General features: G+C 46.0%; 11 protein-coding genes, 1 tRNA gene and 1 pseudogene. 2 read left to right on the top strand and 11 right to left on the bottom strand.

The genetic code is table 11. The annotated features are described in order from the left end of the window. Positions 1–89: 89 nt before the first annotated feature. The 6 genes from lonB to WA407_RS16660 all read right to left on the bottom strand — a co-directional run bounded on the left by lonB (position 90) and on the right by WA407_RS16660 (position 7,897). Positions 90–1,817, bottom strand: coding sequence for an ATP-dependent protease LonB (lonB, locus tag WA407_RS16685; protein WP_336077816.1), 1,728 nt, complete (start codon positions 1,815–1,817; stop codon positions 90–92). 215 nt (positions 1,818–2,032) lie between these two features. Beyond that, positions 2,033–3,151 (bottom strand): flavodoxin-dependent (E)-4-hydroxy-3-methylbut-2-enyl-diphosphate synthase, encoded by a 1,119-nt coding sequence (gene ispG / locus WA407_RS16680; RefSeq protein WP_025718670.1) that lies wholly within the window; start codon positions 3,149–3,151, stop codon positions 2,033–2,035. A 110-nt stretch (positions 3,152–3,261) separates the two neighbouring features. Next, positions 3,262–4,518 (bottom strand): ATP-dependent protease ATP-binding subunit ClpX, encoded by a 1,257-nt coding sequence (gene clpX / locus WA407_RS16675; RefSeq protein ID WP_013311623.1) that lies wholly within the window; start codon positions 4,516–4,518, stop codon positions 3,262–3,264. A 12-nt stretch (positions 4,519–4,530) separates the two neighbouring features. Continuing rightward, positions 4,531–5,121, bottom strand: coding sequence for an ATP-dependent Clp endopeptidase proteolytic subunit ClpP (gene clpP / locus WA407_RS16670; RefSeq protein WP_016324659.1), 591 nt, complete (start codon positions 5,119–5,121; stop codon positions 4,531–4,533). A gap of 410 nt (positions 5,122–5,531) precedes the next feature. Further along, positions 5,532–6,845 (bottom strand): trigger factor, encoded by a 1,314-nt coding sequence (tig, locus tag WA407_RS16665; RefSeq protein WP_028541569.1) that lies wholly within the window; start codon positions 6,843–6,845, stop codon positions 5,532–5,534. A 143-nt stretch (positions 6,846–6,988) separates the two neighbouring features. Further along, on the bottom strand, positions 6,989–7,897 hold the full coding sequence (locus tag WA407_RS16660; RefSeq protein WP_013311626.1) for a hypothetical protein: 909 nt from the start codon (positions 7,895–7,897) through the stop codon (positions 6,989–6,991). Between the two features lie 257 nt (positions 7,898–8,154). Here WA407_RS16660 and WA407_RS16655 point away from each other — a divergent pair. Further along, positions 8,155–8,228 (top strand) — tRNA-Arg (locus WA407_RS16655). 405 nt (positions 8,229–8,633) lie between these two features. Beyond that, positions 8,634–9,398 carry an exodeoxyribonuclease III gene (locus WA407_RS16650; RefSeq protein WP_061828824.1) on the top strand — a complete coding sequence of 255 codons (765 nt, stop codon included), beginning with the start codon at positions 8,634–8,636 and terminating at the stop codon, positions 9,396–9,398. Between the two features lie 119 nt (positions 9,399–9,517). On the opposite strand, the gene WA407_RS16645 is transcribed toward WA407_RS16650, so the two are convergent. From WA407_RS16645 to WA407_RS16625, 5 genes and pseudogenes are all read right to left on the bottom strand, one after another. Continuing rightward, positions 9,518–9,667 (bottom strand): hypothetical protein, encoded by a 150-nt coding sequence (locus tag WA407_RS16645; RefSeq protein ID WP_336077815.1) that lies wholly within the window; start codon positions 9,665–9,667, stop codon positions 9,518–9,520. Further along, the gene (locus tag WA407_RS16640) at positions 9,654–10,664 is read right to left on the bottom strand and encodes a hypothetical protein (protein WP_336077814.1); all 1,011 of its coding nucleotides are present in this window, start codon (positions 10,662–10,664) and stop codon (positions 9,654–9,656) included. Before WA407_RS16640 ends, WA407_RS16645 begins: the two co-directional genes overlap by 14 nt. A 49-nt stretch (positions 10,665–10,713) precedes the next feature. Next, on the bottom strand, positions 10,714–11,154 hold the full coding sequence (locus WA407_RS16635; protein WP_336077813.1) for a hypothetical protein: 441 nt from the start codon (positions 11,152–11,154) through the stop codon (positions 10,714–10,716). Between the two features lie 38 nt (positions 11,155–11,192). Beyond that, complete coding sequence (locus WA407_RS16630; protein WP_336077812.1) at positions 11,193–12,539, bottom strand: GH1 family beta-glucosidase; 1,347 nt, start codon at positions 12,537–12,539, stop codon at positions 11,193–11,195. Positions 12,540–12,562: 23 nt separating this feature from the next. Next, positions 12,563–13,065, bottom strand: a pseudogene (locus WA407_RS16625) (carbohydrate ABC transporter permease); the annotation flags it as partial. Positions 13,066–13,126 lie beyond the last annotated feature (61 nt).

Here is a 13,126-nt window from a genome sequence, read left to right as displayed (position 1 = left end):
TCTCAGGTTCCGGATTTTACAATCCTCACGTTGTTATCTTTCATATTTTATCAAATGTTTTATGAAAAAACCAATGAAAGGGTGGTTCATCAGCAAGATCCTGTATCTGATATCGTCCCGCTATGCGTTCCATCAGCCTGTAACAAGGAAGATTGGGATGAGCGAAAAGTCTCAATTGGCGCATGCACAGGCAAATCTGACGTCATCTCTTCCCCAAACACATGTCGGAACACTTCGGTAACTGACTGTACAGGAATGACTTTTAAACTCTCAATACCGTCAAAAAGAGCTTGCCAGTTGTCCTGCGGAATGATCACCTTTTTGGCTCCAGCCTGAAAAGCGGCTTCAACCTTGGCTAATACACCACCAATCGGTTTGACACGACCATGGATGCTAACTTCGCCAGTCATAGCAATTTCATGATCCACCGGAATTCCCCGCATCGCGGAAGCAATGGCTGTTGCCATCGCAATTCCTGCGGACGGGCCATCTACTGGCGTACCCCCTGGGAAATTGATATGCAAATCGTAATTCGATGGAGACAATCCGAGCGTACGCAAAACGGTTAAAACATTTTCCACAGAACCTTTAGCCATGCTCTTACGGCGCAGCGTGCGGGACCCACCTCCAATTTCTTCCTCATCCACGACCCCCGTAATATTATAAATTCCCTTTCCCTCAGGAACCGGAACTGCTGTAACTTCAATTTCCAGCAGCATCCCCATGTTCGGGCCATATACAGCTAATCCGTTAACGAATCCGATTTGCGGCAAGCCCGGTATTTTTCGGTCAGGACGTGGTTGAATTTGACTGCTGCCCGCTACCCATTCCACGTCGGAAGCATTGAGACGTTCCCTTTTCTCGGTAAGTGCCAAACCAGCAGCCAGCTGGATCATATTGACCGCTTCCCGACCGTTCGTTGCGTAACGCTGTACAACTTCTACCGCCTCAGGGCAAGGGCCAAAGCCTAGCTTGTGGACAGCATCCTCTGCAATACGAGCAATCTCCTGTGGCTGTAAGGCACGGAAATAAATCTCCATGCACCGGGAGCGAATCGCAGGTGGCAGTTCATGCGGCGAACGGGTCGTCGCACCTACCAAACGAAAATCGGCTGGCAAACCGTTTTGGAAAATATCGTGGATATAAGCAGGAGTGTTCGAATCTTCCGAGTTGTAATACGCACTCTCCAAAAATACCTTGCGATCCTCCAGTACTTTCAACAGTTTATTCATCTGCGTTGGATGCAGCTCACCAATCTCATCAATGAACAGCATCCCCCCATGCGCCTTCGTCACAGCTCCGGGCTTAGGCTGCGGGATTCCCGCCACCCCCATCGCTCCTGCCCCTTGATAGATTGGATCATGCACTGAACCTATCAGCGGGTCCGCAATACCGCGCTCGTCAAAGCGGGCCGTCGTAGCATCAATCTCCGTGAATTTGGCATCTCCCTTGAACGGGGAGGACAGATTCTTCTTAGCCTCTTCCAGCACCACGCGTGCAGCAGCCGTCTTCCCTACACCCGGCGGGCCATAAATAATGACATGCTGCGGATTCGCACTACATAACGCTGCCTTGAGTGCGCGCAGTCCGTCCTTCTGACCCACGATATCCTGTAATGTGGCAGGACGTGTGCGTTCAGCCAACGGCTTAGTAAGCGAAATAGAGCGCAATTTGCGCAGCTTATCCAATTCCTTGCGGGATTCCCGATCCACCGCACTACGGTTCGTTTTCTGGCTCCGCAGGAGGTTCCAGAAATACAGACCAATTACAATCCCGAAAAACATTTGCACCAATAACAAAATCATAGTCAAGTCCATCGTATTTCCTCCGTTTCTCATCTCAGCAATTTGAAAAATGCCGCTCTATGAAAAACAGTATTTCCTTTTCCGCGATAGCTAAACGGCGGTCTTTCAAAAGATCAGAGAGAAATACAAAAACGCCGTGAAGAACAGTTCTGTAGCAGAGCTGCTCTCCACGGCGTTTAAATGATGAAAATAGATTATGACTATGCCTATTTATATAACTGCTTTGCCTACACCTTCTCGGCGGTATGACGTTCTTCACGTCCAGGGATTTTCCCTGTTTCCTCATAAGCCTTGACGATGATATCAATTTCTTTTTTCAATTCGTCGACCATATCGGCCTCAGGTACTTTACGAATCATTTTTCCATAACGGAACAAAAGGCCTTCACCGCGTGCCCCAGCAATTCCAATATCAGCTTCCTTCGCTTCACCCGGGCCATTTACTGCACAACCCAGTACTGATACTTTAATCGGTACCTTGAGTTTTGCAATGTAGTCCTCCACCTCGTTGGCAATAGAGAACAGATCTATATCCAGACGTCCACAAGTCGGACAAGAAATTAGTGTAGCTGCGTTTGTGATCAATCCAAAAGTCTTGAGCAACTCACGTGCTACCTTCACTTCTTCCACCGGATCGGCACTGAGCGAAATACGCATTGTAGAGCCGATGCCTGAGGCCAGCAAAGCGCCCATACCTGCCGCGCTTTTGACCGTACCAGTAAAGAGCGTACCCGCTTCGGTAATACCCAGATGGAGCGGGTACTTAATAATTTCAGCGGCCTTCGTATAAGCTGCAATCGCCATAGGAACGTCAGACGCTTTCAGTGACACAATAATGTCATGGAAATCAAGTTCTTCCAGTATCCCGATATGATACAGTGCGCTTTCTACCATCGCTTCTGGCGTAGGGTAGCCATACTTATCCAGTAAATGCTGTTCCAATGATCCGGCGTTCACACCAATCCGAATCGGAATCCCTTTTTCCTTACATGCCTTCACGACAGCTTCCACTTTTTCACGTCGTCCAATGTTACCTGGATTAATGCGAACCTTATCAATTCCGTTTTCAATGGCCAGTAGAGCCAGCTTGTGATTAAAGTGAATATCTGCAACCAACGGAATATGAATCCGTTTTTTTATTTCCTTAATGGCTGCGGCAGCTTCCTCATTGTTGACGGTAACCCGCACCAGTTGACATCCAGCTTCTTCCAAGCGAAGAATCTCGGCTACAGTCGCTTCCACATCTGCTGTTTTGGTTGTACACATACTTTGGATGATGACTTCATTGCTGCCGCCAATCGTCAGATTCCCGACTTTAACGGGACGTGTGTCTTGTCTTAAGAACATGTACTTTTCTCTCCCATTAACGCCAAACCTCCACCCCTTAAAACCTCATACAGGTTTAGTGAAGTGGAGATCCGGCTTCTCATGTTTTAGAGATCGCGAAGTATCAATCCTTAGGCGCTCTCTTCTTGTTTTTTATCCTTATCTGTACCACCGAGTTCCGGTGCAATTTTGTCTTTTACAACCTGCTCATTGATGACGCAAGTAGTCACATCCTCACGGGAAGGAACCTCATACATTACGTCCAGCATAATACCTTCGATGATCGCACGAAGGCCACGGGCACCCGTGTTACGCTTGATCGCTTCACGAGCAATGGCTTCCAGAGCATCTTGCTTAAACTCCAGTTGCACATTATCCAGCTCAAGCAGCTTCTGGTATTGCTTGGTTAACGCATTTTTCGGTTCGGACAGAATACGAACCAATGTGTTCTCATCAAGCGGCTCGAGCGTAGAAATTACTGGCAAGCGTCCTACAAATTCCGGAATCAGGCCGAATTTCAAAAGATCCTCAGGCAATACCATTGAAGTATATTCGCCTGGTTTCAGATCTTTTTGTTCGCTAGTAGCGTTGAAGCCGATAACCTTTTTACCGATACGGCGTTTGATCATTTGCTCCAGACCATCAAAGGCACCACCGCAAATGAACAGGATATTCGTGGTGTCAATTTGAATGAACTCTTGATGTGGATGCTTGCGACCGCCTTGCGGAGGTACAGAAGCAACTGTGCCTTCCAAAATCTTAAGCAACGCCTGCTGTACACCTTCACCCGATACGTCACGCGTAATGGACGGGTTTTCGGATTTGCGGGCTACTTTATCAATTTCGTCAATGTAGATAATGCCGCGTTCGGCTTTTTCCACATCATAATCGGCAGCTTGAATCAGTTTCAACAAAATATTTTCAACGTCTTCACCCACATAACCTGCTTCCGTAAGGGAAGTGGCATCTGCGATAGCAAAAGGAACATTCAAAATTTTAGCCATGGTTTGCGCAAGCAACGTTTTACCCGAACCAGTAGGTCCAAGCATCAAAATGTTACTTTTTTGCAGTTCCACATCATCAATTTTGTTTTGAGTATTAATACGTTTGTAGTGATTATATACCGCTACAGACAACGATTTTTTCGCTTGATCCTGACCAATGACATATTGGTCCAGAATGTCACGGATTTGCATTGGTTTCGGAATGTCTTTCAGATCTACTTCCTCTTCATGCCCCAATTCCTCTTCTACAATCTCCGTGCACAACTCAATGCATTCATCACATATATATACGCCCGGTCCAGCAACAAGCTTGCGAACCTGATCCTGAGATTTACCGCAGAAAGAACATTTCAATTGTCCTTTTTCATCATTAAATTTAAACATAGAGCCACCCCTTTACAGATTAATCGGTTTAGACAGCACCTGGTCAATGATACCGTATGCTTTTGCCTCTTCCGCTTCCATGAAGAAATCCCGGTCAGTATCACGTTCGATTTTTTCGAGGGGCTGACCCGTACGCTCTACATAGATTTGATTCAGCTTAGCACGTGTTTTGATAATCCAGTCCGCATGAATCAGCATATCGGAGGCTTGCCCTTGAATGCCACCGAGCGGCTGATGGATCATGACTTCACTGTTGGTAAGCGCGTATCTCTTGCCTGGCGCACCCGCTGTGAGCAGCAACGAACCCATACTTGCAGCCATGCCTACACAGATCGTCGATACGTCCGGCTTAATGAATTGCATTGTATCATATATACCCATGCCCGCAGTTACAGAACCGCCTGGCGAGTTAATGTACAAATTAATATCCTTCTCTGGATCTTCCGCAGAAAGGAACAATAACTGTGCAATGACGAGATTGGCGACATCGTCATCAATCGGGCCACTTAGGAAAATAATACGATCCTTAAGCAACCGCGAGTAAATATCGTAAGATCGTTCTCCTCGATTCGTTTGTTCCACAACCATAGGGACGAGACTCATCACGACCAACCTCTTTTCTTTATTAAAATGAACACCTGTATTCATCCGCTTCCTTATGTCCCATTAAAACGGAAGCAGCAAGCATGAAACGTGAACACCTTACAAAATATTTTAACATGTTCAGAGTCTCGTGTCATATTTGCATGCGCTCATATATGCAGTGCGGGCTGTTTACAGTACACTCTGCCGAGACCTTCTCATATTTAACCATGTTTCGTATGTATGTGCAAATATACGGTAGTGACTTATGTAAAACAAAAAACACGACTCACAGCACTTTCCATAAACGACTAAAATTTGGGTTACCAAAGGTAAAAATAAGGCACGTAACTTTCACTACGTGCCTTATCCCTATCTAATTGCTACGTTGCAGCTTGTTACAGCATACTCCGTATATTTTATCGTCTGAATTATTCAGCAGCTTCAACTGGCGCTTCTACTTCTTTGCTGTTTTCCACCAACAAAGCAATCGTTTTGCGCAGTGAAATTTCTTCTTTGAGGTTAGCGAACGAGCCGTTACCTTCCAGAATGCTACGGATTTCCTCAACTGAACGTTTGTAAGCTTCAGCCATGTTTTTCAGTTCTTCATCAATTTCCGCTTCGGAAACTTCGATGTTTTCTGCTTTAGCCACTTGCTCCAGCACGAGGTTGTTACGTACGCGCTTCTCAGCATCAGCTTTCATTTGCTCTTCCAGGTCTTCCTTGCTTTGACCAGAGAATCCGAGGAACATTTCAAGGTTCATACCTTGGCTACGCAAACGGTTGTCAAAATCGCGAACCATGTTTTGCACTTCGCTCTTCACCATTGCTTCAGGAATGTCGATTGTTGCATTCTCAGCAACTTTCTCCACTACAGCACCCTCGCGGGCTGCTTTAGCTTCGTTTTCCTTACGATCCAACAATTGCTTTTTCAAGTCTTCCTTGAATTCAGCCAGTGTGTCAAATTCGCTTACATCTTTAGCAAATTCATCGTCCAGTTCAGGAAGAACTTTGCGTTTCAGTTCGTGAACTTTCACTTTGAATACCGCTTGTTTGCCAGCGAGGTCAGCAGAATGGTAGTTCTCAGGGAACGTTACTTCAACGTCCTTGGAATCGCCAGTGTGCAAACCAACCACTTGCTCTTCAAAACCAGGGATAAATGTGTTAGAGCCCAGTTCCAAAGAATACTTCTCAGCTTGTCCGCCTTCGAATGGTACACCATCCACGGAACCGTCGAAGTCAATAATAGCTGTATCACCGGATTGAGCAGCATCTTCATCAACGACAACCAATTCAGCATGACGTTGTTGCAGGCGCTCCAGTTCTTGAGCCAGTTCTTCGTCGCTTACTTCGAGTTTGCTTACTGGCACTTCTACGCCTTTGTAATCGCCCAAAGTCACTTCAGGTTTAACAGTAACCTTTGCTTTGAATTTGAAAGATTCGCCTTTAGCAAATTGATCAATTTCAACGTCAGGGCTGTCAACCGGGAAGATGTCTGTTTGCTCTACAGCTTGGCTGTAAGCTTCTGGCAACAGGATGTCAATTGCATCCTGGTACAGACTTTCAATACCATAGCGTTTTTCAAAGATAGGACGTGGTACTTTACCTTTACGGAATCCTGGTACACTTACTTGTTTTGCCACTTTATTAAAAGCTTTGTCGAGTGCAGCGGCTACACGATCCGCGTCAACCTCAACTTCAAGAACCCCAAGGTTCTTCTCTATTTTCTCCCAAGTTGCTTTCATTTTATGCTTTCCCCTCCAACAAAATCTTCACTTAGTTTTCATTACAATCAACGCACACAAAATAACCACTATAGTATATCTAACATTACTGTCTTTTTCAAGAGCAGCCCTTTGAATGCTTCACAGGTAAACGTTTCCGGTCATTAAGGAGTGTTCATTCCCGCCGCTACGAATAGTCGCATCGACCGATACGCCTGCTCAAAACGGAAGCGAAGCGCATCTGTAATGCCATATATAGCACGGGTTTCTTCCTCATTATTATTTCCGTTCAAACTTTCCGAAACCGTCTGATGGAGTGCTGCAGCCCAAATATCCGGCATCCCGTCCTCTTCCACCAACATTGATCTATAATCTTTCGTACCGTATACTGCCATCACAAACTGTGACCACAGCTCCTGTGCGAAATAGAATAGTGTAGGCTCGTGCACCTCAGTCTGATCGGCCACCCGTTCCAAAATACGCATAATCGACTCTGGAAAATCACCTGGCTGTAACGGAACCGTTTCAATGTCGATTTCCGCTTGTTCATCACCCCGTCTGATTTCTATCGTCCCTTCCATTCCGCGTCGTCGCATTGTCTGTAGAACACGGAATTGAAGTAAAGGATGGATTTCCCGTTCCGTAATCCAGCGAAGCAAGGCATCGTCGATTTCTGGCAGTTCCAGATAGGACAACTGCTCCAACGCTAAAATCGTCTGTTCGGATAAGGGTTCATCCATAGCCATCCGCAACAGCTTGTTGCCGTAGCCTGCATCCTGCTCCTGCTTAAAGCGTGCATGACGGCGAGCTAACTCTACTTCACTGACTTCTTCTTCCACAGCGTCCGTTACCGCCCCGCTGTCAGCGTACTGTGGAAATGCAGCCTCCAGCCATTGTAATAAAGCGTTCCATTCATCGTATTGCTTCTGCTCCTGTCCCTGACACTGCATTAAAAAACGCAGCATCGCCATCGCCTCTCCGTAACGTTCGTTTTCAAGCATCACAGTAAGTTGAATTTGATAATAGTCCAGTGTCTTCGGAAACAATACAATATTATTTTCTTTTGTCGTCACCTTGGAGTCCTTTATTCAAGGCACCCCCTCTCCTTCGCAAGCTCAAGTATTTGTAGATTATATGAGAAACAGTAGCCGAAGTCCAACCACTCGTCTTACACATATTCACCTGTATTCTAACATACCCTTTTATAAGGCAAAAAAAACTACGTCTACTCAGAATTTATGCTGTATAAAGCCTAAATAAGCGATATATGCAAAATAAGACTTGAATTTCTTTTATCCATATGATATATTAATATTCGCTTGAATTTTATGTCCCAGTAGCTCAGCTGGATAGAGCAACGGCCTTCTAAGCCGTCGGTCGGGGGTTCGAATCCCTCCTGGGACGTCATAACAAGAAGCCTCCATAATGGAGGCTTTTTTTGTTCTCTGAGATAAACCACGGGGGAACGTCGGGTCATCGGTATCGTTAGCCTATACTTCGCAGCCGACCATAGGGAGAGTATCTCTCTTGATAAATTACATCAAAAATAGCTTCCGCAAGGGAGCTTTTTTCATTATAAATAATGTAGAAAGATTAGTCTGCCCATCACTACTTTAGGCGCTGGTTTCAAGTCTCTACTCTTTCAAAAAAGGGCAGAAATTGCTATCATCTATTCATGTTGCACCATTTCAGGACCATTTTAATGAAAAACCTATGAAGTCCAGATAGAAGACATTTATAAGCTTATGTCAACAAAGGATATACAAATCACATCGCTTGACCGCGTGAATTAGCAAGGAGATTAATCAAATGAAATTAATATCTTGGAATGTAAACGGCTTAAGAGCCTGTGTGACCAAAGGGTTTTATACTTATCTAAAAGAAACAAATGCCGATATTTTTTGCGTACAGGAAACGAAGCTTCAAGAAGGTCAAATCCTCATGGAGAACATGGAGGAATACACACAATACTGGAATTACGCTGAGAAAAAAGGATATTCCGGCACGGCTATTTTCACCAAAATCAAGCCGCTCTCTGTGCATTATGGACTTGAGGAAAACGAAGAACCAGAGGGCCGAACCATAACTCTGGAATTCGAAAAATTTTATCTCGTCAATGTGTACACACCGAATACCAAACGGGACTTATCCCGACTGCCCTATAGACTGGAATGGGAAGACCGTTTTCGCAGCTACCTGCAACAACTGGATGCTTTGAAGCCTGTCATCATTTGTGGAGATTTGAACGTAGCTCATCAGGAGATTGACCTCAAAAATGCCAAAGCTAACTACGGAAATGCCGGATTCACGCCTGAGGAACGGGAACGCATGTCACAGCTGCTAGACGCCGGATTTATAGATACCTTCAGATCCTTTTATCCTGACCGGACGGATGTTTATTCCTGGTGGTCCTACATGCCAAAGGTGAGAGAAAGGAATATCGGCTGGCGGATTGATTACTTCCTCGTTTCGGAGAGACTTCGTCCGCTATTGATGGATGCGAGCATTGATTGTCATATTACAGGCAGTGACCACTGCCCTGTGATATTGGATTTACAAGATATTTCAGCATAGGTCTCCCTGCCCTGACACAAGGATTTATGAAATCTTAAAAAGCCGTTATGCTCTGTTATGGCAGCATGACGGCTTTAATTAATGGAGCTATGCCCCCAAATATACCTCGATACGAGAAATCAACCGACTCTCACATCTTGCGCTTCTTTTTGATCTAATACAGCCTGGCATATCGTCTTCTTTTCGCCACTGACGTAATGCAGTACATATTGGGTCACTCTGCATTCCGTTGCATAAGTATCCTTACGATCCGTATTAAAATAAGTCACCTGGCAGCTTGGGCTCCAGCCTCAAGGATAGGCCCCTATGATCGTTGCCAAACGGCTGCCCCGCCAGACTTTCATTCACCTTATACATGCCCAGCTTCCTGTCGTAAAGCCCACTCTGCCTGATTTGCCGATATAGCTCCTGCCCATTTACAATGTCGCCAACCACTTTCATAGCCCGGGTCGGTCCCTCTAGAAAATATGGGGTATCCTTACGTTCGAAGGAATGTATGTTTACGAGCTTGCCCCCGCAGTCATCCTCCTGTACCTCGAATTCTCTGGCTTCATAATAAAAGAAGGAAATCCGTGACCAGAAGCTGTAATCCTTGCTTTCATCCCTGCAATCAGCCTCATCAGAATCGTGGTAGTATTCCTCCATTGCGAGCCTCAGCTGTTGGATCAACTTAGCAACTTCTCGCGGCAACCGTAGCACAGAATCGCCCGAAAGCTTCACCTGTGCATGTATTAAAAATCTTACAAGTCGCTGTAATTCACACAGTTCACTGAATCCAGATGCAAACAGCCCCGGAAGTCCGTTCATGGAATCATTCCATCCCGGCTTGCCCGCCTCCATCTCAATTCCTAAGCCCTCCGGGTCCAGCGTGGACAGCTTGATGGCTGCCAATGACAGCAGCTTTTCATATAAATTTGACTTATAAATCTCTCCGCTTCCATGTTCGGTTCGAACCCAATGAACATCGCGATCCCGGGCGTGCAGCTGAGCTTCTTTCTCCTTGCTCTCTACGACCGCCCCGTACTGACGGATACGTCCGTCTTTCATCTGCACGTATTTGTTTCGACGTGGCTGTACCCATGCCGGACTGTCGTAATACATGTACTCTCGGGTCGTTAGCAAGAGTTCCTCTTGTTTGTCTGGATAGATACTTAGATAACTTTCGATTAGATCCATGTTATATGTCCAATGGTCGATCCAGAAGCCTTCACCAAAATCAGCCTCATAGCATTGTTCGGAATGCTTGGGAGCTTCGGTTACAAACAAGTCTCAACCGTTTGCTTTAGCGCGATGTTGTCATGAATGATATGTTGAATCAGCTCACCCGGGGTGAACGACGATTGAAAAAAAGCACGCAAAGACGAATGATCTGCCACCTCCACCTGTCCCAGCAACGGTTCCAGATCCCCATGCTTGCGTGAAAATACATGATATACAAACGGTTGCTCCGTGCCGTTTTCCAGCAGCATGGATAACCACCACGTAACAGGTTATCCAGATAGTTCTGACGGCAGTATTCGTCAAATAACGGAATGGATGTCCGGGTTGCCATTTCATCCGTCAACTCTTCGATCAACGCTTTGGCTTCCTCCGCCTTCCGCTCGATATAAGGCATGGTTGCGATTTCCGTAATCCGTTCATTGATAGAGTGAATATCATTCACATGCCCGATGATCGTACAGTGATTGACGGCAGTACCTGCCGCCAGTCGTGCTGTGTAGCCGCTAAACCCACAAGGCACTTTATTCGTCGTCACAGGCTGCTGTGAAACCAAGTCTTCGACGCCTTTTCTATTTAAAACCCGTTATTCGCCATCACTTGCTTGAACCACAGCGCACTTTGTTTGGGTGTCCGTTCCTGCGTGTCGTAATTGATGTGTATAATACCAAAACGTTTGCTGTATCCCCAGGCCCATTCAAAGTTATCGAGGAATGACCAGACAAAATAGCCCTTAAGCTGACCTCCCTCCCCAATAAAGCGATGGCATGCCTTTAAATGTTCCTCAATGTAATACTGACGTCCAATGTCCTTAATCTTTCCATTCACCAGTTCGTCCTTCATCGCTGCTCCGTTTTCCGTAATCAGGATGGGTAACCCCTTGGAAAAATCCTTCTCAATCCGCGTTAGCAGCTTATAAAAGGATTCAGGGTGAATCTCCCATCCCATATCCGTTACCGGTTCCTCTATGGAAACCTGCTCAACCTGAAGCAACGAAGCGTCTGTAGTCGCTCGAATGATACTGCGGGCGTAGTAGTTGATGCCCAAAAAATCCCCTGGCTGCTGAATCAGCTCCATATCACCAGGCTGTACAAAATCCAATCCATTCAAGTGCGCCCCGTACCATTCCACCATATCCTCAGGGTATTTCCCGTTAAATAATGGTTCGGCAAACCATCGATTAATAAAACCATCCCGCCGGACAGCAGCGGCTACATCTTCGGGGTGTTCAGAGGCTGCATCGACATGCTCCATGTTCAGCGTAATACCGATGTTGCCCGTCAGGCCCTTTTCCTTGTGTAAGTTCATGGCTATCCCGTGACACATCAGAATATGATGAGCGGCAGTAAAGGCTTCCCTCCAGTTCTCATGGCCGGGGGCATGCTCTCCTGTGCCATAGCCCAAAATAGAGGCGCAGTAGGGCTCATTTATCGTATTCCACCAGCTTATACGCTGTCCAAATCGATCCATGATTACAGAAGCATACGTTTTAAAATGTTGGATAATCTCTCGCTGCGTCCAACCGCCTTCGTCCTCAATCCACTGCGGTAGATCCCAATGATACAGCGTCAGCATTGGAATTAGCCCGGCCGACTCAATCTCATCCAGCAGACGCTCATAGAAGAGCAACCCCTGTTCGTTAACCACGCCGGGTGCGGGAATAATGCGCGGCCAGGCCACGGAAAAACGGTAATGTAAAAAGCCAAGTCGCTTCATTAATTGCACGTCTTCCTTAAAGCGGTGAAAATGGTCACAAGCCACATCTCCGCAGTCCCCTCCTATCACCTTTCCAGGTGCTCGACAGAAAGTATCCCAAATAGAAGGCGCTCTTCCTTCCTCATCCACGCCACCTTCAATTTGATAAGAAGAGGTCGAAGTTCCCCACATAAACGTGGTGGGGAATGTATAGGTATTCTCACTCATACTCGGTATCATCCTTTCAGGAATCAAGACTTCACAGCTCCGGCCATTGCACCGCCGACAATAAAGTGCTGGAGGAAAATATACAAAATAACGAGCGGTAGTGTAACAATCAGAATGCCGCAAGCGAGCAGCGGCCAGTTGTTCATGTATTGTCCGTAGAAAGAGAACAATCCCTTGGTCACTGGCTGATAAGCAGGATCAGACAAATAAATAGTAGGACCTATAATGTCATTCCACGCCCCTATAGCTGTCAAAATAATGCCTGTTGCCAACACCGGCTTCATCAGCGGGACAAGAATTGTAAACAAATATCATGAATATCCGCACCCGTCCATGGCAGCCGCTTCATCCAGCTCTCGGGAGACAGACTTGATATACCCCACAAACATCAGAAAAGCGATGCCGGTACCTGTTGTTTTCAGCAAAATAAAACCCAAGCTGGGTATTGTAAAGTCCCAGGCTATTAATGAGAGCAAATTGCGGAATCAGCCGGATTCGGGAGATACATGGATATCAGGAAAAACACTTTTTCAGCATTGTAAAATTCCCCCTGTACTCTTAGAATAAATGCATTCACTTTTACGAAA

Source organism: Paenibacillus sp. 203 (genome assembly GCF_037027525.1).
GTDB lineage: Bacteria > Bacillota > Bacilli > Paenibacillales > Paenibacillaceae > Paenibacillus > Paenibacillus polymyxa_B.
This window is presented reverse-complemented; position numbering and strand designations above follow the sequence as displayed.